This is a genomic window from Rhodoferax fermentans (genome assembly GCF_002017865.1).
Taxonomy (GTDB): domain Bacteria; phylum Pseudomonadota; class Gammaproteobacteria; order Burkholderiales; family Burkholderiaceae_C; genus Rhodoferax; species Rhodoferax fermentans.
Window position 1 is genome coordinate 1,033,232 of record NZ_MTJN01000002.1, and the last position, 22,755, is coordinate 1,055,986.

Genomic DNA, 22,755 nt, shown 5'->3' on the forward strand with positions numbered 1-22,755 from the left:
CGGGTTTTTTGTTGTTGGGGAAAAGCGCCTTGTCAGAGCTTGCGGGTGGCCATGAACGAGTCGAACTTGGCTTCGGCAAAACGGAACCACAACACCTGGTCACGCTGAAAATTGCGCAGGTCGGCGTAAATCTTCTTCCACTCGGGGCTCTTGGCATTGTTGGCCTCAAACACCGTCATCGCCGCCTTGAAAGAGCCTTCCAGCACGTCCTGCGGGAAGGGCAGAACCTTGGTTTTCGCGGCCACCAGTTGTTTCAAAGCGGTCGGATTGAAGGCGTCGTATTTGGCCAACATGTCGGTGGAGGCCATGGCACAGGCGGTTTCCAGGATGGCCTTGTTTTCTGCCGACAGGCTGTCCACCGCTTTCTGGTTGGCATAAAAGTCCACTTCGGGGCCACCTTCCCACCAGCCGGGATAGTAGTAGTACGGTGCCACCTTGTTGAAGCCGAGCTTCTGGTCGTCATAAGGGCCCACCCATTCGGCCGCGTCAATCGTGCCTTTCTCCAACGCCTGGTAAATCTCACCACCCGGAATGCTTTGTGGTACGGCGCCCAGTCCTTGCATCACCTCACCCACCAACCCACCACCCAGGCGCATCTTCATGCCCTTGAAGTCGGCAAGCGACTTGATTTCCTTGCGGTACCAGCCACCCATCTGCACACCGGTGTTGCCACCGGCATAACTGACCATGCCGTAGGTGGCATACAACTCGTTCATGAGCTTGCGGCCATTGCCGTGCATCATCCAGGCCGTCATCTGGCGCGCGTTCAGACCAAATGGTATGGCCGAGCCCAGGGCAAACGCCGGGTTCTTGCCGTAAAAATAATAAGGCACGGTGTGGGTCATCTCCACCGTGCCGTTTTGCACACCGTCCACCACACCAAAGGGAGGCATCAACTCACCACCGGCATGCACGGAAATCTCGAACTTGCCGCCCGACATCGCCCTGACCGCCTTGGACATCACTTCGGCTGCGCCATAAATCGTGTCCAGTGATTTGGGGAAACTGGACGCCAGGCGCCAGCGCACGGCGGCCTGCGCATGCACAGCAGGTGCGGCTCCTGCGGCCAAAACACCGGCGATACCCGCGTTTTTGATGATTGAACGACGATCCATCGATGAACTCCTCTAGTTGTGAACTGGGTAACACTTGACTTGCCAACGCAGCACGCGCAGGGCAAGTTGACCAGTCATTCTAGGGAGCGGACCCCAGCGACAAGGCCCGGGTTTTCCCGTGCCTTGTCGTCTGAACACCTCAGTTGGCGGGGTAAATGGCGCAGAAACGTGCGCGCACAGAGGCCTCGATGCCCTGCGCATCCAGGCCCAGCATGGCCATCAGTTTGACCGGGTCACCGTGTTCGATGAAGCGGTCGGGCAAACCCAGCTGCAACACCGGTTTGGCCAGCCCGGCCTGCGCCAGCGCTTCGAGCACCGCGCTGCCTGCGCCACCCATGATGCAGCCATCTTCCAGCGTCACCAAGGCCTCGTGCTCGGCAGCGATCTGCAGCAGCAGCTCGGTGTCCAGCGGTTTGGCCCAACGCATGTTGACCACGGTGGCGTCCAGCACCTCGGCCACTTGCAAGGCCGGGTGTAACAGCGTGCCAAAAGCCAGCAGCGCCACTTTTTTGCCCGTGCGACGGATTTCACCCTTGCCCAACGGCAGGGTATCGAGGGCGCGAGACACGGCCACACCGGCCCCCACACCACGCGGGTAACGCACCGCCACCGGCCCCTCCTGGGCATAAGCGGTGCTGAGCAGCTGACGGCATTCGTTTTCGTCCGACGGGCAGGCCACACTCATGTTGGGAATACAGCGCATGAACGGGATGTCATACGCACCTGCGTGGGTGGCACCGTCGGCGCCCACCAGCCCGGCGCGGTCCAGCGCAAACACCACCGGCAGGTTCTGCAAGGCCACGTCATGCACCAGTTGGTCGTAGGCCCGCTGCAAGAAGGTGGAATAGATCGCCACCACCGGCTTCAGGCCTTCACAGGCCAGACCTGCGGCAAAGGTCACCGCGTGTTGCTCGGCAATGCCCACATCAAAGAACCGCTTGGGGAACAACTTTTCAAACTCGACCATGCCCGAGCCTTCCCGCATGGCCGGGGTGATGCCCACCAAACGGCTGTCGGTGGCCGCCATGTCACACAACCAATTGCCAAACACCTCGGTGAAGGTGATCTTGGCTTGGCCACTGGCTTTGGCCAAGCCAACCGCCGGGTCAAACTTGCCAGGCCCGTGGTAGGCCACCGGGTCGGCCTCGGCCATTTTGTAACCCTGGCCTTTTTTGGTGACCACATGCAAAAACTGCGGGCCTTTGAGCTGCTTGATGTTCTCCAGCACACTCACCAGCGTGTCCACATCGTGGCCGTCGATCGGGCCGACATAGTTGAAACCAAACTTCTCAAACAGCGTGATCGGTTTGACCATGCCCTTGGCCGACTCTTCAAAGCGTTTGGCCAGCTCCCACAGGGGCGGCGCACCTTTGAGCACGGTTTTGCTGGCATTTTTGGCGGCCGCATAAAACTGGCCGCTGAGCAGCTTGGCCAGATGGCGGTTCAGCGCCCCAACCGGTGGGCTGATCGACATGTCGTTGTCGTTGAGGATCACCAGCAGGTTGCAGTCGGCCACACCGGCGTTGTTGAGCGCCTCAAACGCCATGCCAGCGGTCATGGCGCCGTCACCAATCACCGCAATCGCGTGGCGGTCTTCCCCCTTGAGCCGGCTGGCCAGGGCCATGCCCAGCGCCGCCGAGATCGAGGTGCTGGAGTGTGCCGTGCCAAAGGTGTCGAATTCACTCTCGTCACGCCTTGGGAAACCACTCAGGCCACCGAGCTGGCGCAGGCTGTGCATACGCTCACGTCGGCCAGTCAGGATCTTGTGCGGGTAGGTCTGGTGGCCCACGTCCCAGACGATGCGGTCATACGGTGTGTTGAGCACATAGTGCAGCGCCACCGTGAGTTCCACCGTGCCCAGGTTGGAGCTCAGGTGCCCACCTGTTTTGGCCACACTCTCGAGCAGAAAAGCGCGCAACTCGTGTGCCAGCGGCTCCAGCTGCGAGCGGTTGAGCCGCCGCAAATCGTCTGGCGTGTCAATGGTCTGCAGCAGGGGGTACATGTTTTTCATGAATAGATGCTCTGATTTAAATAGCTAATCACGCTCTTTACATAAGGGCTAGAGGCACTTTTTATATAAATTTGAGGCGCTCAGTAGGTCCGGTCCACCACCATCTCGGCCAGACCCTGCAAAGCGCGCACATCGGCCAGGCCGCTGCGCTGGAGCGCCTGCAGTGCCTGCGTCTTGAGGTTCTGGGCAAAGGCTCTGGCTTCATCCAGGCCCATCAGGGAAACATAGGTCGGCTTGTCGCTGTTGGCGTCCTTGCCGGCCGTCTTGCCCAGGGTGGCCGAGTCGGCGGTGACGTCCAGCACATCGTCCACCACCTGGAACGCCAGACCGATGGCGGCACCAAACTCCTGCAAGGCGCACCAGGTGGCCGCGCCGGTGTGGCCACAGGCGGCCCCCATCATCACGCTAGCCTTGAGCAGGGCGCCGGTTTTCAGGCGGTGCATCTCCTGCAACTGGCTCTCGGTGAGGCGCAAACCGACACTGGCCAGATCAATCGCCTGGCCACCTGCCATGCCGGTGCAACCCGCAGCGCGTGCCAGCAGACGGCACAGCTGGGCCTGTTGGGCGGCGGGCAGGCTGGCGTCATCGGGCGTCAGCAGCTCAAACGCCAGTGCCTGCAAGGCATCCCCCGCCAGCAAGGCGCTGGCCTGACCAAACTGGACGTGGACCGTGGGTTTGCCACGGCGCAGCACATCGTTGTCCATACACGGCATGTCGTCGTGCACCAGGGAATAGGCGTGGATCAGTTCCACCGCACAGGCCGAGCGCAGCGCGGCCTGGTACGGGCCCGTTGCCTGCTCCAAGGCACCAGGCACGGTGACCGCTTCTTCACTGGCGTTAACCACCTGGGACAACAGACCTGACTGCACCGCCTCAAACGCCGCCATCACCAGCAGCGGGCGCAGGCGTTTGCCACCATCAAGCACCGCATAACGCATGGCGGCCATCAGTTCAACCGGCGCCTGGTGCTCCAGATGGGCCGAGGCGTCCACGGACACCCATTGGTCCAGCGCCTGTTCGACGGCAGCGAGTTGGTGGCTGATCCAGTCAGCCAGGTCCAGGGGAAAAGCGGCAGAGGAGCTCATTGTTCGTCAGAAGTCCAGGTTGTCAACACACCTTGGTCCAGCACCTTGACCTGGGCTTGCACCGCCTCCAGCCGATCACGGCAGAAGGTCAGCAGCTCGGCGCCACGCTGGTACTGGGTCAGCAGCTGCTCCAGCGGCATGTCGCCCGACTCCAGCCTGGCGACCAGTTGCTCAAGCTCCTGCAAAGCAGCTTCATAGCTGGCAGGCGCCGCAGGGCCGTGTTTGGAAGCTGTAGCCATCGGCGAATATTCCTAAGTGCAAAGTGGCGCATTTTAGGCGCTGGCAGGTTCACCCAAGCTGACACCAAAAGCAGGTAGGATCATCAGGTCTTGGCAAAACGTTGATGCAAATCAAATTATTAAAAACGTCTCTGTGAATTGCTTCAAAACACCCCCGCTACTGTGGCGTCGGCTGGGCCTGCTGCTGGCCCTGGTGCTGCCCACGCTCGGCTGTGCCGACATCTTGCGGGTGTTGAGTTGGCCCGGTTATGCCGACGCCGACCTGGTCAAAGCCTTTGAAGCCCGCACCGGGCACAAGGTCAATGTAACCTTCATCGACTCGGACGAAGCCCTGTGGCAGCGGGTGCAGCAAAACCAGGGGAGGGACTTTGACGTGTTTGCCGTCAACACCGCCGAGCTGCAGCGCTACATCCATGCCGGACTGGTCTCCCCCATCAGCCTCGCCAGGATTCCCAACACCCGTCACCAGTTGCCACGGTTTCGCGAGTTGGAAAACATCAAGGGGCTGGTGCGCCAAGGCCAGGTGTTTGGTGTGCCCTACACCTACGCCGAGATGGGCCTGATTTATGACCGCCAGCAGTTCAAGACCCCGCCCAGCTCGTTGACCGCCTTGTGGGACCCGCGTTATCAGGGCAAGGTGCTGGTGTACAACAGCAGCAGCCACAACTTCACCCTGGCGGCCCAGTCACTGGGCAACCACAAACCCTTCGAGCTGGCGGGCAAACAATGGACCACCACGGTCAACCAGCTGATCGCCCTGCGCCGCAATGTGCTGGGCTTCTACACCCAGCCCGACGAATCGGTGGAGCTGTTCCGCGACAAAAAGGCCGCCCTGATGCTGGCCAACTACGGCTCACAACAGCTGCAATTGCTCAGGCGTGCCGGTGCCGACGTGGGCTACGCCATCCCCAAAGAAGGCGCGCTGGCCTGGCTCGACACCTGGGCCATCCTGCGCCCGACCCAGAAATCGGCGCTGGCACATGCCTGGATCAACTACCTGCTGGAGCCGGCCCCGAGCCAGGCCCTGGAAATGCGCCAAGGCCTGGCCAATACCGTGTCAGAACCGGCCCACCTGCAGCCTCAGGACCGCCTGGTCTGGCTGGAGCCGGTGGAAAACAGCGAGCGGCGCCAGCAGTTGTGGGAACGTATTTATTCGGGTGACCGCGCCGCCAGGGTGCTTGGCCAATGAAATGGGGGCTGGCGACCCGGCTGGGCAGCGTGTTGGCCTTGGTCAGCCTGCTGATGGCGGGCATGACCGGCCTGTATGCCTTCCAGGTGGCGCGAGACCTGCTGGTGCAAGCCACCAAGGACGAGCTGATGACCGCCACCCAGGTGGTGGGACGACGCATTCGGGACGTCCATCTGGACGCTTCCCGTGACCTGCATATGCTGAGCAGACACCCGGCCAGCCTGGCGCTGCTGCAGAACCCGTCGCCCCAGCAGGCGACCCAGGCCGACCAGCTGGCCACCCTGTTCGAGCTGATCATGGCCGCCAACCCCGGCTACTTCCAGATCCGGCTGATTTCGGCCAGCGACTCGGGACTGGAGCGTGTGCGTGTGGACCGCGACGGCCAGCAGCTGCTGCGTATTGAAGGCGACGACCTGCAGGAAAAAGGCCACTACCCCTATGTGTCCGACACCCTGCAGATGCCTGCGGGCAGCACCTACCAGTCGCGCACCGTGATCAACCACGAACGCGGCGCCCATGCCGGGCTGGGCCAGCCCACCGTGCTGCTGGCCTCACCGGTGGTCAATGCACGGGGCCAGACACTCGGGGTGATCGTGATCAACATCGACCTCAAGGGGGCATTTTCCCGGCTCGCTGCCGATTTACCCGCTGAGTTCCAGCTGTATCTGGCCAACCGGGATGGCGACTTCCTGATCCATCCCGACAACACCCGCACCTTTGGTTTTGATACCGGACGTCGGGTCTTGCTGCAAGACGAGTTCCCGGCCACCCGCGACCTGGTGGCGCGCCGGGTCGACCAACTGGTGTTCGAAGCCGACAGCGGCGAACATGCCACGGAGCCGGTGATCGCCACCTTCACCGCCAACCGGGCCAGGTCCGATAACCCGGACGCCGCCGGATTTCTTGGCCTGGCGCAACCGCGCAGCAACGTGCTGCAGCGCTCCCACGCGCTGGGCCTGACCATCCTGCAGATTGCCAGCGTGCTGGGGCTGGTCGGTTTTGCGCTGGCCCTGCTGCTGGCGCGCTGGGTCACCCGACCACTCAACACCATGAGCAACGCCGTGGCGCGTTTTTCCATCGGGCACCCGATCCTGGGCCTGCCACTCACACGCCAGGATGAAATTGGCCAGCTGGCGCGCAGTTTTGAGCAGATGCAACAACAAATCCACCAGCAGTTCACCGAGTTGCAGGCCAATCGCCAGGAGCTCGAACACCTGGCGCGCCACGACCCCCTCACCGGCCTGCCCAACCGGCGCCTGTTCATCGAGCGGCTCGACAACGCACTGGCACGTGCCAAACGTACCCAGACCCAGCTCGCGGTGATGTTCATTGACATGGACCACTTCAAGGCCATCAACGACCAGTGGGGCCATGAGGCCGGGGACGCGGCCCTGCAATGGGTGGCCCAGCGCCTGCTGGAGCACACCCGCGAGACCGACACCGTGGCGCGCCTCGGCGGTGATGAATTTGTGGTGCTGCTCGACAACCAGGTGCAAGCAGAGCAGCTGGCGCTGGTGGCACAAAAACTGATCGACAGCATGCGCGAGCCCTGGTTCTTCAACGGCCACCTGTGCCAGATCCAGCTCAGCATGGGCATCAGCCTGTACCCGCAAAACGGCGACACCGCCGACGCCCTGCTCAACAGCGCCGACAACGCGATGTACCGCGTCAAAACCGCCAGCCGCAACAACTTCGGTTTTGCGCCAGAAGGCTGACCAACCCAGGTGTTTCAAGCACCCCAGCTACAATCGGGCCGCTTTCGCGCCAGCTTCGGCTGGTTTTTTTCACTCTGCACTTTGCTTGTGCATCTCCCTGTGGGGAGTCTTTAGGTCAGGTCACCCATGTCTGATTTAAGTCTTCAACTGCAGCAGGCCACCGGCCAACTACCAGTTTCAGCTTATTTTGAAAACGCGCTCTACCAGCGCGAACTACAAACCCTTTTCCAGCGGGGACCACGTTACGTGGGCCACGCCTCCAGTGTGCCCAACGTGGGCGACTACTACGCCCTGCCGCAGGAAAACGAAGGCCGCGCGCTGATCCACACCGACAAGGGCATCGAGCTGGTCTCCAACGTCTGCCGCCACCGCCAGGCGGTCATGCTCAAGGGCCGGGGCTCGCTCAACGCCGACGGCTCGGCCAACAACGTGGTCTGCCCGATCCACCGCTGGACCTACTCGGCCAGCGGCAGCCAACCCGCCGGCACGCTGATTGGTGCGCCCCACTTTGCCCAGGACCCGTGCCTGAACCTCACCAACTACCCGCTGCAGGAGTGGAACGGCCTGCTGTTCGAGGCAGGCCCCGGCGCGCGTGATGTGACGGCTGACCTGGCCGACATGGACACCCGCGCACAACTCGACTTCTCGGGTTTTGTGCTCGACAAGGTGGAATTGCACACCTGCAACTACAACTGGAAGACCTTCATCGAGGTCTATCTGGAGGACTACCACGTGGGCCCGTTCCACCCGGGTCTGGGCAGTTTTGTCACCTGTGACGACCTGCGCTGGGAATTCAAGGAACACTACTCGGTGCAGACCGTGGGGGTGTCCAGCGCGTTTGACCGGCCGGGCTCGGCTGTCTACAAACGCTGGAAAGAGGCGCTGTTGGCCTACCGTGGCGGCCAAGCCCCCGAACGCGGCGCAATCTGGCTCACCTACTACCCACACATCATGGTCGAGTGGTACCCGCATGTGCTCACCGTCTCGACCCTGCACCCAATGGGGCCGGACAAGACCCTCAACATGGTCGAGTTTTATTACCCCGAGGACATCCAGGCGTTTGAGCGCGAATTTGTCGAAGCCCAGCAGGCCGCCTACATGGAAACCTGCATCGAGGACGACGAGATCGGTGAACGCATGGACGCTGGCCGCAAGGCGCTGCTGATGCGCGGCGACAACGAGGTCGGCCCCTACCAGAGCCCGATGGAAGACGGCATGCAACACTTTCACGCGTGGTACCGCCGCCAGATGGCCTTGTGATTCCCATAACTTTGATAGCAGCTAGCCCTTGTTATATAAGGGCCAGAGGCACTTTTTACTGATACAACCATGCAAGCCCTGTGGATGGTCCTGGCGGCCTTTTTATTTGCCACCATGGCCGTCGGGGTCAAGATGGCCGGTGCGGACTTCAACGCCTTTGAGCTGGTGTTCTACCGGGGTGTGATCAGTGTGGTGTTCATGGCGATGGTGCTGCGCTCGCGCGGTGTGTCGATTGCCACCAAGTACCCGTTCATGCACGCCTGGCGCTCGATGATCGGGGTGTTTTCGATGGTCTGCTGGTTTTACGCCATCGCCCACCTGCCCCTGGCCACTGCAATGACGCTTAACTACATGAGTGGTGTCTGGATGGCCGCTTTTGTGATTGGTGGCGCGGTCTTGTACGGCAAACCAGGCAACCAGGGCATGCTGATGGCCACGGTGCTGGTCAGTTTTACCGGGGTGATTCTGCTGCTGCAACCCTCGCTGGCAGAAAACCAGCTGTTTGCCGGGCTGATTGGCCTGCTCTCTGGCCTGGGTGCGGCCATGGCTTTGTTGCAAGTGGCCTCGCTGGGCCGTATTGGCGAGCCCGAAGGCCGGGTGGTGTTTTATTTCTCGATCGGCACCCTGCTGGTGGGCTTGGCAGGCTCCTTGTGGACGGGCTTCACACCCTGGAGCAGCGTGCGCTGGCAGGCGCTGGCCTGGCTGCTGCCGATTGGGGTGCTGGCCACGCTGGGCCAATGGACCATGACCCGCGCCTACAGCCGTGGCTCGACCCTGCTGGTGGCCAACCTGGCCTACCTGGGCATTGTGTTTTCGGGCGGATACGGCCTGCTGCTGTTTGGTGAACAAATCACCGCCGTGGGCTGGGCAGGTATCGCGATGATCCTGGTCAGCGGCGTCACGGCCACCGTGCTGCGGACCCGCGCACTGCCCAACGCCCCCGCCGACGAACACTGAAGGCGTGTCCCGGCTTCCTAAAATGCCCGTCTGAAGACACCACGCAGGAACCACCCGATGTACACCACCCTGATCTCCGTTGCACAACTGCAAGCCCTGCTGGCCAGCAGCCAGCCACCTCTTGTTTTTGATTGCAGCTTCGAGCTGATGCAACCCACCGCGGGCGACGCGCAGTACCTGGAGAGCCACATCCCCGGCGCATTACGTGCCGACCTGGACCGGCATTTGAGCGCCAAAGGCGCCCCCGACGCCGCCAGCGGTGGCCGCCACCCGCTGCCCTCACGCGCGACCTTCGCCACCTGGCTGGGCAGCATGGGCCTGACACCCGAACGACAGGTGGTGGTGTATGACCGCCAAGGCGTCAACTACGCGGGCCGCCTGTGGTGGATGCTCAAGTGGCTGGGCCACGAAGCGGTGGCGGTGCTCGACGGCGGCCTGCCCGCCTGGACCGCCGCCGGTGCTCCGGTAGAGGCTGGCCCCGGCCCCACACCTCAAGCATCCAATTACCCGCTAGCCCCCGAAAAGGCTGGGCTGGTAGCTGCAGATTCGATAGTTAAACAACTCGGCAAACCGAGCCAGACCGTGATCGACGCGCGGGGCGCACCGCGCTTTCGCGGCGAGGTTGAGCCGCTGGACCCCGTGGCCGGCCATATTCCCGGCGCATTGAACCGCCCGTTCCCCAACAACTTGGACGCCAAGGGTTTCTTCAAGCCCGCCGCCGAGTTGCGCACCGAGTTTGAGGCCCTGCTGGCCGGCCGCGACCCGGCCACTGTGGTGCACCATTGCGGCAGCGGTGTCAGCGCCGTGCCCAACATCATCGCCATGGAAGTCGCCGGCCTGGGCCGCGCCGCTTTGTACGCTGGCAGCTGGAGCGACTGGTGCAGCGACCCAAGCCGCCCCATGGCCCAGGGTTGAACCCACCCGCCACCATGCCCACCACCCACCTGCTGTATTTACACGGCTTTCGTTCCTCCCCGTCGTCGACCAAGGCGCGCATGACCGCCGACGCCGTGGCCCGCCGCCACCCCGACGTGACTTGGCTGTGCCCGGCGCTGCCGCCCTCCCCCCAACAGGCGATGGACCAGGTGTTGCAAGCCATCACCAACTGGCCGAAGGACTCGATGGCCGTCATGGGCTCATCGCTCGGCGGCTTTTATGCCACCTGGCTGGCCGAGCGACTGGGCTGCAAAGCGGTGTTACTCAACCCCGCCATCCAACCCGCGCGCGACCTGGCCGCACAAATTGGTGAACACAGCCTGTGGCACGACCCCGAGCAACACTTCACGTTTGACCAGTCGCACGTGAACGAACTCGTCGCCCAGGAAATCCCCCACATCAGCCAACCCGAGCGCTACTTTGCGGTGATTGCCAAAGGCGACGAGGTGCTGGACTGGCGCGAAATGCTGGCCCACTACCCCGGCGCCACCATCAAACTGCTACCCGGCGGCGACCACGCGCTGAGTGACTTTGACCAGCATTTGGATGAGGCGCTGGATTTTCTCAACCTGGTTTGAGCTGGGGGCTGGGTGCTTGATGCCCCAGAGTGTTTGCAATCTGTCACTGTTTCCCCTGTTTGGGGGATATCCAGGCCATGCACGCGCTGTCAGAATGGCAAGCAGTCTATTTGCTCAAACAACTGCACCGATAGCCGCGTTGACGTCATGAGTCTCCAAGCTGCACTCAGCCTCTTCCTCGAGGAGTACCCCAAGGCGATCACCCGCACATTCGCGGGCGACTCCGTCGCAGAGTTCATCCGAAAGGATTTGCCCGAGGTCCTTCACCAGATCATCGGTGCGAACCCTCGATACATTGTTCATGGGAGTCCGGGGCAAGGAAACTGGGCACGCGCCCCTTGGGCAGCGGTATATGACAGATTCATCACTGAAAGCGCACAAGACGGCTACTACCTTGTCTATCTTGTGCGCGAAGACTTTGCCGGCGTTTACCTGTCATTGAACCAGGGAATAACAAGCGCTCGAAAGCAGTATGGTTCTGAGGCCAAGTCTGCACTTCGCGTCCGTGCGACAGACTTCGTAGCGCGACTTGGCCCCCATGCTTCCGGATTTTTCACTGGCGGTCTTGATCTTGCAGCGAGTGGAGCTGCAAATCTCAGTGCTTACTATGAAGCGGGCAACATTTGCTCGATCTACTACCAACGTGATGCGCTCCCGCCGGACTCAACTCTTGAAGCGGACTTTAGACGGTTCGTCGAGCTGTACTACATCCTTGTCTCTCGCGAGCCGCAACTCTACGAGCGAGCTGACGCCGAAGACGATGAGACCGCACTAGAGGAGGAAGATCTTCGGAAACTTCGCGAGCACAAGCGAGTGGAAAGGAACCGCAAGTTAGCGCACCGCGCCAAGTTGGCACAAGGCTACACATGCAAAGCGTGCGGTTTTGATTTCGCGTCAAAGTACGGCAGCATTGGCCGAGAGTTCATCGAAGCACATCACCTTACGCCACTATCGGAACTCAAAGGACAGAAATTGATGCTCGATCCAAAGACCGACTTCACGGTCCTTTGCTCAAACTGTCATCGGATGATCCACCGCACTTCATTCGTTCACAGCGTTGAAGAGTTCCGCGCGAAGTATCTCCTCAAAGATGACGGCTAACCCATCGTAGTCGGACGCACTACAAGCGCACCAAACACTACCTGTACAGTGTCTTTCAACGCAGGGGCGTGGGCTGGGCGGAAGTTGAGGCCGATTTTAAAAAGCGAAGCGTCATGAGGCCTCGGCTTTCGGCCAGCCCGCGCCCCGGACCACATCCACGAAGGGCTTCAACAAAAGCCTAAACCACCTCCAACGCCAACAACTCCGCCACTGTCTGTTTACGCCGAATCAGCCTGGGCACACCGTTCTCGACCAGCACCTCGGGAATCAGCGGCCGGGTGTTGTAGTTGGAGGACATCGACGCACCATACGCGCCGGTGTCGTGGATCACCAGCAGGTCACCCACCTGCGCCTGCGGCAGCGCGCGGGTCAGCACTACACCACCCTCACCTTGCGTGAACACGTCACCCGACTCACACAGCGGGCCGCCAAGCACGGTGTCAAGCACCGGACCGGTAGCGGCCGTACCGTCGGCGCGGATCAGTTCCATGCCGTGATAACTGCCATACATGGCCGGGCGCATCAGGTCGCTGAAACCCGCGTCGACCAGCACAAAACGGGCGCTGCCCTGGTCTTTGACAGCACGTACCTCTGCCACCAGCACACCGGATTCGGCCACCAGGTAACGGCCCGGCTCAATCTCTAGCGCCACCGGGTGGCCCAGCAGGGTGGCAATCTCTTGGCGGGCGGCATCCCACAGGCTGAAGTAGTGCGCGGTGTCGATCTGCGGCTCACCGGCCTGGTACGGGATCGACAAGCCGCCGCCAGACGAAATCGCTTGCAAGTCAAGACCCTGCGCCTTGACGGTGCGCACCAGCGCCACCATCGCACCACACACCTCCTGCAAATGGCTGTAATCCACGCCCGAGCCAATGTGCATGTGCAAGCCGACCAGTTTCAGGCCATTGGCTGACACACGCGCCAGCGCTTGCGGCAAATCACCGTGCCAGATGCCGTGTTTGCTGTGTTCACCGCCGGTGTTGGTTTTGTTACTGTGGCCATGGCCAAAACCGGGGTTGATGCGCAACCACACCGGGTGGCCGGGGCTGACACTGCCGAGTTGGTCCAGCATGTCGATCGAGCCGCAATTCACCGGCACACCGAGTTCGGCCACGCGGGCCAGCGTGGTGCGGTCCAGCAGGTCGGCGGTGAAGACGATCTCGGCATGGCCGTTGTATTCACCGGGTTTAAAACCTGCGGCCAGGGCACGCTCGATCTCGCCGAGCGAGACCGAGTCCACAGCCACACCACAGCGCTTCATGAGGCGCAGGATGTGGGTGTTGGAGTTGGCCTTTTGGGCGAAGCGGATCACGTCAAAGGAGCGCAGTGCGGCCACTTGGCGTTCGATGGTGGCTGCGTCATAGACCCACAGCGGTGTGCCGTGGGTGCGGGCCAAACTGGCCAGGGTGTCGGGGGTAAATGGGTTCATGGGGGCATGATGCCCGGCTTTGTCTATGCTAACAATGCCTATTATTTTGCAGAGCCATTCACAATGGATATGGTTTTGACTACCATGCGGGCATGAACACCCAGTCACCCAGCACGGCCGCCCCGGCCTTGACCCACCGCCAGCTGGCAATTTTTCGCGCCATCATGCAACACGGCAACCTGAGCCGCGCCGCTGAGGTGACCACCTCCAGCCAACCAACCTTGAGCCGCGAGCTGGCGCGGCTGGAGTACCTGCTGGGGTTTGATCTGTTTGACCGGGTGCGGGGCCGCTTGCGCCCCACTGTGCGCGCGCTGGCGCTGATGCAGGAGGTAGAGCGCTCGTTTGTCGGGCTGGATCAGATTGCAGCACGTGCCCAGGAATTGCGCACCCTGTCCACCGGGCGACTGCGCCTGGCCTGCCTGCCCGCACTGGCCCAGGCCTTTGTGCCGAGTGCGCTGGTGGCGTTTACCCAAGCGCTGCCGCAGGCGGCGGTGAGCATCTTTCCGGAAGAGTCACCCTGGCTGGAGCAGGCCATGAGTGAGCAGCGGTTCGATCTGGGCCTGAGTGAAACCCAGCAGGCACCCACTGGCGTGACGCTGAAGCCACTGTTGCAGGTGAACGAGGTGGTGGTGTTGCCGCGTGGCCATGCGCTGGCCCGGTTTGAGGTGCTGACACCCCAACACTTTGAGGGGCAGCGTTTTGTCAGCCTGGCCGTGGGTGACAGTTACCGCCAAGCGATTGATCACATGTTTGCCCAGGCCGGTGTGAGCCGCACGATGGTGCTGGAGACCAGCAGCGCCGCCGCTGTGTGTGCGATGGTGCGCCAAGGGCTGGGGGTGGCCATCGTCAACCCGCTGACCGCATTGGCACTGGCTGGCCCGGAGCTGCTGGTACGGCCGCTCAGTGTGGCCATCGCCTTTCAGGTGAGTCTGCTGCTGCCCGAGCTGGCGGCGCCGCACCCCTTGCGGGATGCGTTGGTCACGGCCATGGAAACAACGGCTGAAGAGATGCAGCGAACACTGACACTTCAGAATAAATAGCTGTTGACCCTTGATAAATAAGGGCTGGAGGCCAAAAAGATGCTGAACAGCAGGCCAAAGGCCTGAGCAGACCTCAAAGCCTGCGGTTACAAATCCACCTGCTGCAGCGTGCCCACCGCGCCCGATTCGTACAAAAACACCCCGGTGCTGCGCACCTGGCCCAGGGTCTGGTTGCTGGCCGTGTTGACGAAGAACGGGCTGGCCACCCGGCCCAGGTACAAGGCGCCGACACCGTTTTGCGCCAGGCTGGTCAAACTGTCCTGACCCTCGGCGTTTTTTTGCCAGACTTGTAACTGGCTGTACACCGCGTCGTTCTCGTCGATCCACGAGTTGCCGTCCAGATCGTACTGGGCCAGGTCGGCAAACCCGTCGCCGCTGCTCGGGCCAAACAGCTCGGTGCCGTTGTTCACTTGGCCGTCTTTGTTTTTGTCCAGCACCAGGAAGCCACTGCCACCCGCCACAAACGCGATGTTTTCGGTCTGGCCATCGGCATTGAGGTCAAAGGCAAACTGCGCGTCGGTTAACTGGGCACCAGTGCCGTCGAAGTTGATCACCAGCGGATCCTGGCGCACCGCGTCACCCGCGCGAATCGACAGGCGGCTGTCTTGCACAAAACTGCGGCTCATGGCCAGTTGCAGGCTGAACTGGATCGTCTGGCCATCAGCTGTTTTGACCACACCCTGGGCGCTGACCTGGGTGGATTCGGCCTCGACGATGTGTTCACTGGCATCCATCTCCAGGCCCCAGCCGGCTGCTTGCGGTGCCGTTGCCGCCTGGGAGCTGCTGGCTGCTGCGGGCGGTGGTGACACCTGGGTGCTGGTTTGGGCTTGCAGATCACGCGCGTCAAACACCGTGACCTCGCGCCCGGTGATGGCTTTGACCATGTCCATCAGTACCCGCAGGCGCGACGCCAGCGACTGAATGTCGCCGTCGGATACCGCCTCACCCGCTGGGACAGCCTGGGCTTGCGCTTGTTGCAACAGCTTCTGACGCGCGCCGTCAGAGAGCGTCACACGCACAGCCGGGGTGTGCTGCACGTCACGCTCAAGTGAGCGCGGCGAAGGCGCTTGGCCAACCCAGGCGCGCAAGCGGGTCTGCGTGCTGCGCCAGGACAGGTTGCTGTGCTGGCTTTGCAGGGCGACGGCGGATTCGGTGATCTTCATAAACGCTCATCGGCAGAAATGAACTGGAATTCACCCTCTTTTTTCACTTTATTTTTCAACACCCCAACCGCTGACGTGGGTGCCTGTGTGAACAAACGCACACACTTTTGACCACACTTGGCAGTATGCTGCCCTTTGCCAAACCGGCATGGTTTTCCAATCTGAGGAGCCCAGCATGCAAAAAACCGCCAACCGCCGCCATTTCGTCCAATATTTCTCGCTGGCAGGTTTCACCCTGATCGCAGCCTGCTCGGACAAACCGGCCCCCACCCCCGAGCCCGCACCTGCACCGGTGGCCCCACCACCGCCCGCACCAGAACCCGCCCCGGCGCCAGCCCCCGCCGCTGCACCCATGGCAGAACCAGCACCGGCCGCAGCACCTGCAGCACCCGCCACCTCGGCCAAGATGCCCCTGGTGGATGCCAAAGACCCACAAGCCCTGGCCCTGGGTTATGTCAGTGATGCGGCCCAGGCCGACAAGGCCAAGTACAAAAACTTTGTGGCGGGTAGCCACTGCGCCAACTGCGCCTTGTTCCAGGGCCAGGCCAGTGACACCGAGGGCGGCTGTCCGCTGTTCCCCGGCAAACATGTGGCCGCCAAAGGCTGGTGCAGCGCCTGGGCCAAGAAGGCTTAGTTTGATAAAAAATCAGGCTCTAGCCCTTATGAATCAAGGGCTAGAAGCTATTTTTTAAGCAGCAAACCAGCGTCTGGACAAAGACGCTGGTGGTTACAGACGGGTGCCTGCTGAAGCACCCTCACCTGCTGCAGCGGCCTCAGGCCGCCAGACTCTGGATGTGCTGCAACTGCTGACCCAGGTGGCTGCGCAGCCAGCGCAGCGACTTGCCAAACCAACTGCGGCACAACCACAGCAGCAGACCACCCAGGGTCAACAACACCAGCCCCACCACCGCGTGTGTCTTGGGGCCTGAATGGCCCAGGTGGGACAACTCGACCTGCTGGTCACCGTCGCGGATGTCGAGCTTTTTGATCGAACCATCGGCGCCTTTCTCCAGGCTGAAGGTTTTGTCGCCCTCGCTGGCCTGGATCGTCACCCCGCCGTCGGCGCCATGTTCCACACGCACATGTTCATCGGCACCCGCACCCTGAATGTGAATGCCGGGTATGTGGCGGTTGACACTGGCATCGATCACCACCGGGCCGATGCCACTGGTGTTGAGGACAAACTGGTTGGCAGGTGGCCAGCCAAACAGGCCCTGGCTGGTGGCCACCACCAACAACACCACACCCGCCAACGCCAGGCTGCCGCCAAGGACAGACAGCACCGTCAACACCGCCAAATAGAAGAGAAAGGGCACAGCCAGCGCCAGGTTCATGAAGCCCAGCGCGGCGGTGGCGGCGCACAGCGCCCACAGGTTTTTGGGGGAGCGGCGCGACTCCCAGGCACCCAGGCGCCGCTGCGCAATCAGCTCACGCGCCAGCTTGACCGGGTCACCGAGTTTGGTAGCCACATCGGTCTCACTCTGGCCGTCGGCCATAGCGTCGGCAAAGTAGCTGGCGTAGTCTTGCAGGATCTCGTCGCGCTCGGTGGCGCTGAGGGTTGAGAGCGCGTCGGACAAGGCTTGGAGGAAGGTTTCGCGGTTCATAGAGCACCTTTCTGGGTGGGGTTGGTGGGGCGCGGCTGTAACACGCTGTTGATTTCGGCAACAAACTCTTGCCATTCCTGGCTCATCATGGCCAAGGCTTCGACGCCACTGGCGCTGAGCCGGTAATACTTGCGCGCCGGGCCAGTTGCTGACTCTTGCAGGTAGGTTTGCACCCAGCCTTCGTCCTGCAAGCGGCGCATCAGGGGGTACACCGTGCCTTCGCTGATGGCCATGTGGGCGCTGAGCTGCTGCACCAGCTCATAGGTGTAGCTGTCCGCCCGTTGGAGGATGGCCAGCACACACATCTCGATGGCGCCTTTGCGCAGCTGGGTTTTTAATGCCATGTTCATGGTCTGGATGGGAGTAACAAGGTGTTTTGTGTACTATGCAATGCAAGGTAGCTGAATCACAAACACATCTACTGTGCATTACAAGGTAGTCGCAGACATTTTTTACCACCATGAAAAAGGGAGGCCCAAGCCTCCCTGATTTGTTGAGGCGCCAGCGCCCCCCGGTCTGTGAACAGCCTCAGGCCACGCCATGTGCCTTGAACCAAGCCAGCGCACGGGCAAAACCGTCAGCCGCCTCGTCCTTGCGGTAGCTGGGACGGTAGTCAGCGTGAAAGGCGTGTGGTGCGTCTTTGTAGACCACAAACTCGCTGGCTTTGGCCGCGGGGTTGCCACGGGCGCCGGCGTCGGACAGCGCGTCTTTCATCTGGTTGATGGTGGTGAGCGGGATGCCGCCATCCTGTCCGCCATACAAACCCAGCACCGGTGCTTTTAAACCCGCTGCCAGGTCCAGCGGGTGTTTGGGTGTGAGGTCTGAGGCGGTGCCGACCAGGCGACCATACCAGGCCACACCGGCCTTCACGTTCTTGCTTTGCTCAGCGTACAGCCAGGTGATGCGCCCTCCCCAGCAAAAGCCGGTGATACCCACTTTTTTGGTGTTGCCCCCATTGGCACCGGCCCAGGCCACCGCACCGTCCAGGTCGGCCATGACCTGAGCGTCAGGCACTTTGGAGACCACCTCGGCCATCAGTTTGGGCATCTGGGTGTAGCTGCTGGCATCCCCCTGACGGGCGAACAGATCAGGCGCAATCGCCAAATACCCGGCCTTGGCAAAACGGCGGCAGGTGTCGGCAATGTACTCGTGCACCCCAAAAATCTCGTGCACCACCAGCACCACCGGCAGATTCGTTTTGCCCTCGGGCGCGGCGTAATAAAAGGGCACGGTGAAGCCCTGCATGTCGTAGACACTTTCACCTGTGCGCAGGCCGTCAGCCGGGGTCTTGATTGCGGTCTGCGCCATGATCGGCATGGCCGCGGCGGCGTAGCCCACACCGAGCGCAACTTTAAGCGCGGTGCGGCGGTTGGCACCGGCCTCGGTGGTCTGGCCTGGCAGCAGGGATGACATGTCCTGGGTCTGGTCCTGGTTGAGCACGGTGGTCTCCTTGTGAAAAGAAGGCAGCTTAGCGGCACGGGTCAACCCACCGGTGTGTGGGGTAATTTCTGGCGAAATCCGCTATGCTCAGGTCCGCCAGCCAGACCGACGGAGACCCCGCGCTACTGGCTGCATGGTCCGGCAAAACATGGGCTATCCGCCTGGTGCTGCGCCGGTTGATTCATTCTGAAGCAGGACAAAAACCTGCAAGGAGACAAGCAACATGCCCCAGCGCCAGCCGCTACACCTGCACGTGCCAGAGCCCACCGGGCGCCCCGGCCGTGACACGGACTTCTCTTACCTCCCCTTATCCAAAGCCGGTGCCAAACGCCGTCCACCCGTCGACGTGGCCGCCGCACAGACCAATGACCTGGCGTTTGCGCTGATCCGGGTGCTCGACGACACAGGCCAAGCCGTGGGCCCCTGGGCACCGCAAATGGACGCGGCGCTGCTCAAACGTGGCCTGCGCGCCATGTTGCTCACACGCGCTTTTGATGCCCGCATGCTGATCGCCCAGCGGCAGAAAAAGATGTCGTTTTACATGCAGTGCCTGGGTGAAGAAGCCATAGCCTGCGCCCACGCGCTGGCGCTGGGCGCGGGTGACATGTGTTTCCCGACCTACCGCCAGCAGGGCCTGCTGCTGGCGCGCGAGGACAACAACATGGTCGAGATGATCTGCCAGCTCTACAGCAACAGCCGCGACCCGATGAAAGGGCGCCAGCTGCCGGTGATGTATTCGAGCAAAAAACAGGGCTTTTTCTCGATCTCGGGCAACCTCGCCACCCAGGTGATCCAGGCGGTGGGCTGGGCCATGGCCAGCGCCATCCAGGGTGACGACAAGGTGGCCAGCGCCTGGATTGGTGACGGTGCCACGGCCGAGGCCGACTTCCACACCGCGCTGACTTTTGCCCATGTCTACCATGCACCGGTGATCATCAATGTGGTCAACAACCAGTGGGCGATCTCGACCTTTCAGGCGATTGCGGGTGGTGAAGGCACGACCTTTGCGGCACGCGGCGCGGGTTGTGGCATTGCCTCGCTGCGGGTGGATGGCAACGATTTTCTGGCCTGTTATGCGGCCTCACGCTGGGCGCTGGAACGTGCCCGCAGCAACCTCGGGCCGACCCTGATCGAGTGGGTGACCTACCGCGCCGGACCGCATTCCACCAGCGACGACCCCAGCAAATACCGCCCTGCCAACGATGCAGCGCGTTTTCCACTGGGCGACCCGATCGCCCGCCTGAAACAACACCTGATCCAGCTGGGTATCTGGAGTGATGCCGAGCACGAGTTGATGCAAAAGGAGGTGGAGGCCGAGGTGCTGGCCGCGCAGAAAGAAGCCGAACAATTCGGCACCCTGGCCAACAGCCACGCGCTGGATCTGGCCAGCATGTTTGAGGATGTCTACAAGGACATGCCTGCCCACCTGATCCGTCAGCGCGCTGAACTGGTAGCCTCGACATGAGTGACAACAACACCCTCCCCATGGCGACGGCACACAGCGGCCAACAAGCCGCGAACTCGACTGCAGACAAGGGCAGCATCTCCCAAATGACCATGATCCAGGCGCTGCGTTCGGCCATGGACGTGATGCTCACGCGTGACCCGAAAGTGGTCGTTTACGGCCAGGATGTCGGCTACTTTGGTGGTGTGTTCCGCTGCACCGAAGGCCTGCAACAAAAACACGGCAAACAGCGGGTGTTTGACGCACCGATTTCCGAAGGTGGCATTGTGGGCACCGCTGTGGGCATGGGTGCCTACGGCCTGCGCCCGGTGGTCGAAATCCAGTTTGCCGACTACGTCTACCCGGCCACTGACCAGATTGTGTCGGAGGCGGCACGGCTACGTTACCGCTCGGCGGGGGACTTCAGCTGCCCGATCACCATCCGTATGCCCTGCGGTGGCGGCATCTATGGCGGCCAGACCCACAGCCAGAGCCCCGAGGCCATGTTCACCCAGGTCTGCGGCCTGCGCACGGTGATGCCGTCGAATCCGTATGACGCCAAAGGCCTGCTGATTGCGGCGATAGAAAACGACGACCCTGTGATTTTTCTGGAGCCCAAACGCCTGTACAACGGCCCGTTTGACGGCCACCACGACCAACCCGTGGTGCCCTGGAGCAAACACCCGCTGGGCCAGGTGCCCGACGGCTATTACACCGTGCCGCTGGACAGCGCTTCTGTGTATAAACCGGGTTTAGCCCTCACAGTGATTGCTTATGGCACTATGGTCTATGTAGCAGAGGCAGCGGCGCGTGAAAGTGGTGTGGACGCCGAAATCATCGATCTGCGCAGCCTGTGGCCGCTGGACCTAGACACCTTGGTGGCATCGGTCAAAAAAACCGGGCGCTGTGTCATCGTGCACGAAGCCACCCGCACCAACGGGCTGGGCGCGGAACTCTCAGCACTGATCCAGGAGCATTGTTTCTACCACCTGGAGGCGCCTATTGAACGTGTCACCGGCTGGGACACGCCCTACCCTCATGCACAGGAGTGGGCTTACTTTCCCGGCCCGGCGCGTCTGGCGGCGGCCTTCCACCGTGTGATGGAGGCTTGAACCATGACGATCCACAACATCAAGATGCCCGACATCGGTGAAGGGATTGCCGAGGTGGAGCTGGTGGCCTGGCGCGTGGCCGTGGGTGACGCGGTGACCGAGGACCAGATCCTGGCCGATGTGATGACCGACAAAGCCACGGTGGAAATCCCTTCGCATGTGCATGGCACCGTCATCTCGCTTGACGCCGAGGTGGGCCAGGTGGTCGCGGTGGGAACACCCATTATTCATATCAAAACGGCTGTAGCCCAGGTGGATCAAGGGCAGGTAGCTATAGCTAGTGAAGCAAGTAGCACCACCCAAAATCCGGGCACAGCAGCGCCCTCACCCCAACCCTCTCCCATGGGGAGAGGGAGTAACACCGCCGCCCCCACTACCCCCACTACCCCCGCTGATTTGCTCCCTCTCCCGCCGGGAGAGGGCCGGGGTGAGGGCGGCCCCACCGCCTCCCGCCCGCTGGCCGCCCCGGCCGTGCGCCGCCGAGCGGTTGAGCTGGGGTTGGACTTGGCGCAGATCAAGCCCAGCCACGACGCCGGGCGTATCACCCATGCAGACCTGGAGCAACCGGCCACACGCTCCAAAAAAGATAGTGATCTAGCAATACAGAATAAGGGCTACACGCCTCTAGAGGCCATCAAAACCATCCCCGTCATTGGCCTGCGGCGCAAGATCGCACAAAAGATGCAAGAGGCCAAACGCCGCATCCCGCATTTCAGTTATATCGAGGAAATCGACGTGACCGAGCTGGAGCACCTGCGCGCACAGCTCAACCAACAACACGCCGCCACCCGTGGCCACCTGACGTTGCTGCCCTTGTTGGTGCGCGCCCTGGTGCTGGCGCTGCGTGAGTTTCCCGAGGTGAACGCGCGGTATGACGACGATGCCGGTGTACTGAGCCAACACGCGGCCTTACATCTGGGGCTGGCAACACAAAGTGAAGGCGGCTTGATGGTGCCGGTGATCCGCCACGCCGAGGCACTGGACCTGTGGGCCTGCGCCAGGGAGATCAGCCGCCTGGCGCAGGCGGCCCGCAGCGGTCAGGCCACACGTGAGGAGTTGACCGGTTCAACCCTGACACTCACCAGCCTGGGCGCGCTGGGTGGCATCGCCAGCACACCGATCATCAACCACCCCGAGGTGGCCATTGTGGGCACCAACCGCATTGTGGAGCGTCCGGTGATCCTGGGCGGCGCCGTGGTGGCGCGCAAGATGATGAACCTGTCAAGCTCGTTCGACCACCGGGTGGTGGACGGCCACACCGCTGCCCGCTTCATCCAGCGGGTGCGCAGCTATCTGGAGTGTCCGGCGACGCTGTTTGTCGATTAACAGCAGGCCAG

21 protein-coding genes are annotated in these 22,755 nt (G+C 62.0%); 12 read left to right on the forward strand and 9 right to left on the reverse strand.

What is annotated here, in order from left to right:
* Positions 1–32 precede the first annotated feature (32 nt).
* The 4 genes from RF819_RS05060 to xseB all read right to left on the reverse strand — a co-directional run bounded on the left by RF819_RS05060 (position 33) and on the right by xseB (position 4,450).
* On the reverse strand, positions 33–1,115 hold the full coding sequence (locus tag RF819_RS05060; protein WP_078363968.1) for a TRAP transporter substrate-binding protein: 1,083 nt from the start codon (positions 1,113–1,115) through the stop codon (positions 33–35).
* A 139-nt stretch (positions 1,116–1,254) separates the two neighbouring features.
* Entirely contained in the window at positions 1,255–3,126 is a 1,872-nt protein-coding gene (gene dxs, locus RF819_RS05065) for a 1-deoxy-D-xylulose-5-phosphate synthase (protein ID WP_078363969.1), read from the reverse strand.
* An 80-nt stretch (positions 3,127–3,206) separates the two neighbouring features.
* Positions 3,207–4,211: a polyprenyl synthetase family protein gene (locus RF819_RS05070; RefSeq protein ID WP_078363970.1), complete on the reverse strand. Its 1,005-nt coding sequence runs from the start codon at positions 4,209–4,211 to the stop codon at positions 3,207–3,209.
* A complete protein-coding gene (gene xseB, locus RF819_RS05075) occupies positions 4,208–4,450 on the reverse strand; it encodes an exodeoxyribonuclease VII small subunit (protein WP_078363971.1) in 243 nt (80 codons plus the stop codon). Before xseB ends, RF819_RS05070 begins: the two co-directional genes overlap by 4 nt.
* Positions 4,451–4,583: 133 nt before the next feature.
* On the opposite strand from xseB, the gene RF819_RS05080 reads away from it, so the two are divergent.
* The 7 genes from RF819_RS05080 (at position 4,584) to RF819_RS05110 (ending at position 12,186) form a co-directional block, all read left to right on the forward strand.
* Positions 4,584–5,639 (forward strand): extracellular solute-binding protein, encoded by a 1,056-nt coding sequence (locus RF819_RS05080; RefSeq protein WP_244899871.1) that lies wholly within the window; start codon positions 4,584–4,586, stop codon positions 5,637–5,639.
* On the forward strand, positions 5,636–7,354 hold the full coding sequence (locus tag RF819_RS05085) for a diguanylate cyclase domain-containing protein (RefSeq protein WP_078363972.1): 1,719 nt from the start codon (positions 5,636–5,638) through the stop codon (positions 7,352–7,354). Before RF819_RS05080 ends, RF819_RS05085 begins: the two co-directional genes overlap by 4 nt.
* A gap of 126 nt (positions 7,355–7,480) precedes the next feature.
* Complete coding sequence (locus RF819_RS05090) at positions 7,481–8,614, forward strand: aromatic ring-hydroxylating oxygenase subunit alpha (protein WP_078363973.1); 1,134 nt, start codon at positions 7,481–7,483, stop codon at positions 8,612–8,614.
* Positions 8,615–8,683: 69 nt separating this feature from the next.
* Positions 8,684–9,571 carry a DMT family transporter gene (locus RF819_RS05095; RefSeq protein ID WP_078363974.1) on the forward strand — a complete coding sequence of 296 codons (888 nt, stop codon included), beginning with the start codon at positions 8,684–8,686 and terminating at the stop codon, positions 9,569–9,571.
* Positions 9,572–9,628: 57 nt separating this feature from the next.
* Positions 9,629–10,486, forward strand: a complete 858-nt coding sequence (locus RF819_RS05100; protein WP_078363975.1) for a sulfurtransferase — start codon at positions 9,629–9,631, stop codon at positions 10,484–10,486.
* A 14-nt stretch (positions 10,487–10,500) separates the two neighbouring features.
* The gene (locus tag RF819_RS05105; protein ID WP_078366779.1) at positions 10,501–11,085 is read left to right on the forward strand and encodes a YqiA/YcfP family alpha/beta fold hydrolase; all 585 of its coding nucleotides are present in this window, start codon (positions 10,501–10,503) and stop codon (positions 11,083–11,085) included.
* A gap of 147 nt (positions 11,086–11,232) precedes the next feature.
* Complete coding sequence (locus RF819_RS05110) at positions 11,233–12,186, forward strand: MrcB family domain-containing protein (RefSeq protein ID WP_078363976.1); 954 nt, start codon at positions 11,233–11,235, stop codon at positions 12,184–12,186.
* 178 nt (positions 12,187–12,364) lie between these two features.
* Here RF819_RS05110 and lysA read toward each other — a convergent pair whose 3' ends face one another.
* Positions 12,365–13,615, reverse strand: a complete 1,251-nt coding sequence (gene lysA / locus RF819_RS05115; protein ID WP_078363977.1) for a diaminopimelate decarboxylase — start codon at positions 13,613–13,615, stop codon at positions 12,365–12,367.
* Between the two features lie 92 nt (positions 13,616–13,707).
* Here lysA and RF819_RS05120 point away from each other — a divergent pair, with 92 nt between their 5' ends.
* The gene (locus tag RF819_RS05120; RefSeq protein WP_078363978.1) at positions 13,708–14,655 is read left to right on the forward strand and encodes a LysR family transcriptional regulator; all 948 of its coding nucleotides are present in this window, start codon (positions 13,708–13,710) and stop codon (positions 14,653–14,655) included.
* A gap of 86 nt (positions 14,656–14,741) precedes the next feature.
* Here RF819_RS05120 and RF819_RS05125 read toward each other — a convergent pair whose 3' ends face one another.
* Complete coding sequence (locus tag RF819_RS05125) at positions 14,742–15,818, reverse strand: hypothetical protein (RefSeq protein WP_078363979.1); 1,077 nt, start codon at positions 15,816–15,818, stop codon at positions 14,742–14,744.
* Positions 15,819–15,993: 175 nt separating this feature from the next.
* On the opposite strand from RF819_RS05125, the gene RF819_RS22020 reads away from it, so the two are divergent.
* On the forward strand, positions 15,994–16,452 hold the full coding sequence (locus RF819_RS22020; RefSeq protein WP_425319139.1) for a high-potential iron-sulfur protein: 459 nt from the start codon (positions 15,994–15,996) through the stop codon (positions 16,450–16,452).
* Positions 16,453–16,591: 139 nt separating this feature from the next.
* On the opposite strand, the gene RF819_RS05135 is transcribed toward RF819_RS22020, so the two are convergent.
* The 3 genes from RF819_RS05135 to RF819_RS05145 all read right to left on the reverse strand — a co-directional run bounded on the left by RF819_RS05135 (position 16,592) and on the right by RF819_RS05145 (position 18,835).
* The gene (locus RF819_RS05135; protein ID WP_158081235.1) at positions 16,592–17,422 is read right to left on the reverse strand and encodes a DUF1700 domain-containing protein; all 831 of its coding nucleotides are present in this window, start codon (positions 17,420–17,422) and stop codon (positions 16,592–16,594) included.
* On the reverse strand, positions 17,419–17,766 hold the full coding sequence (locus tag RF819_RS05140; protein ID WP_143541611.1) for a PadR family transcriptional regulator: 348 nt from the start codon (positions 17,764–17,766) through the stop codon (positions 17,419–17,421). The genes RF819_RS05135 and RF819_RS05140 overlap by 4 nt, the downstream gene beginning before the upstream one ends.
* Before the next feature lie 184 nt (positions 17,767–17,950).
* Positions 17,951–18,835 carry a dienelactone hydrolase family protein gene (locus RF819_RS05145; RefSeq protein WP_200224558.1) on the reverse strand — a complete coding sequence of 295 codons (885 nt, stop codon included), beginning with the start codon at positions 18,833–18,835 and terminating at the stop codon, positions 17,951–17,953.
* A 250-nt stretch (positions 18,836–19,085) separates the two neighbouring features.
* Between RF819_RS05145 and RF819_RS05150 the strand changes: the two genes are divergently transcribed.
* From RF819_RS05150 to RF819_RS05160, 3 genes are all read left to right on the forward strand, one after another.
* Positions 19,086–20,327, forward strand: coding sequence for a 3-methyl-2-oxobutanoate dehydrogenase (2-methylpropanoyl-transferring) subunit alpha (locus RF819_RS05150; protein WP_078363982.1), 1,242 nt, complete (start codon positions 19,086–19,088; stop codon positions 20,325–20,327).
* A gap of 86 nt (positions 20,328–20,413) precedes the next feature.
* Positions 20,414–21,418, forward strand: coding sequence for an alpha-ketoacid dehydrogenase subunit beta (locus RF819_RS05155; protein ID WP_200224561.1), 1,005 nt, complete (start codon positions 20,414–20,416; stop codon positions 21,416–21,418).
* Positions 21,419–21,421: 3 nt separating this feature from the next.
* The gene (locus RF819_RS05160; protein WP_078363983.1) at positions 21,422–22,744 is read left to right on the forward strand and encodes a dihydrolipoamide acetyltransferase family protein; all 1,323 of its coding nucleotides are present in this window, start codon (positions 21,422–21,424) and stop codon (positions 22,742–22,744) included.
* Positions 22,745–22,755: the final 11 nt, after the last annotated feature.

Coding starts and splice junctions, on each gene's coding strand:
- RF819_RS05060 (WP_078363968.1), bottom strand. CDS start 1,115: ATGGATCGTCGTTCAATCATCAAAAACGCGGGTATCGCCGGTGTTTTG.
- dxs (WP_078363969.1), bottom strand. CDS start 3,126: ATGAAAAACATGTACCCCCTGCTGCAGACCATTGACACGCCAGACGAT.
- RF819_RS05070 (WP_078363970.1), bottom strand. CDS start 4,211: ATGAGCTCCTCTGCCGCTTTTCCCCTGGACCTGGCTGACTGGATCAGC.
- xseB (WP_078363971.1), bottom strand. CDS start 4,450: ATGGCTACAGCTTCCAAACACGGCCCTGCGGCGCCTGCCAGCTATGAA.
- RF819_RS05085 (WP_078363972.1), top strand. CDS start 5,636: ATGAAATGGGGGCTGGCGACCCGGCTGGGCAGCGTGTTGGCCTTGGTC.
- RF819_RS05090 (WP_078363973.1), top strand. CDS start 7,481: ATGTCTGATTTAAGTCTTCAACTGCAGCAGGCCACCGGCCAACTACCA.
- RF819_RS05095 (WP_078363974.1), top strand. CDS start 8,684: ATGCAAGCCCTGTGGATGGTCCTGGCGGCCTTTTTATTTGCCACCATG.
- RF819_RS05100 (WP_078363975.1), top strand. CDS start 9,629: ATGTACACCACCCTGATCTCCGTTGCACAACTGCAAGCCCTGCTGGCC.
- RF819_RS05105 (WP_078366779.1), top strand. CDS start 10,501: ATGCCCACCACCCACCTGCTGTATTTACACGGCTTTCGTTCCTCCCCG.
- RF819_RS05110 (WP_078363976.1), top strand. CDS start 11,233: ATGAGTCTCCAAGCTGCACTCAGCCTCTTCCTCGAGGAGTACCCCAAG.
- lysA (WP_078363977.1), bottom strand. CDS start 13,615: ATGAACCCATTTACCCCCGACACCCTGGCCAGTTTGGCCCGCACCCAC.
- RF819_RS05120 (WP_078363978.1), top strand. CDS start 13,708: ATGAACACCCAGTCACCCAGCACGGCCGCCCCGGCCTTGACCCACCGC.
- RF819_RS05125 (WP_078363979.1), bottom strand. CDS start 15,818: ATGAAGATCACCGAATCCGCCGTCGCCCTGCAAAGCCAGCACAGCAAC.
- RF819_RS22020 (WP_425319139.1), top strand. CDS start 15,994: ATGCAAAAAACCGCCAACCGCCGCCATTTCGTCCAATATTTCTCGCTG.
- RF819_RS05135 (WP_158081235.1), bottom strand. CDS start 17,422: ATGAACCGCGAAACCTTCCTCCAAGCCTTGTCCGACGCGCTCTCAACC.
- RF819_RS05140 (WP_143541611.1), bottom strand. CDS start 17,766: ATGGCATTAAAAACCCAGCTGCGCAAAGGCGCCATCGAGATGTGTGTG.
- RF819_RS05145 (WP_200224558.1), bottom strand. CDS start 18,835: ATGTCATCCCTGCTGCCAGGCCAGACCACCGAGGCCGGTGCCAACCGC.
- RF819_RS05150 (WP_078363982.1), top strand. CDS start 19,086: ATGCCCCAGCGCCAGCCGCTACACCTGCACGTGCCAGAGCCCACCGGG.
- RF819_RS05155 (WP_200224561.1), top strand. CDS start 20,414: ATGACCATGATCCAGGCGCTGCGTTCGGCCATGGACGTGATGCTCACG.
- RF819_RS05160 (WP_078363983.1), top strand. CDS start 21,422: ATGACGATCCACAACATCAAGATGCCCGACATCGGTGAAGGGATTGCC.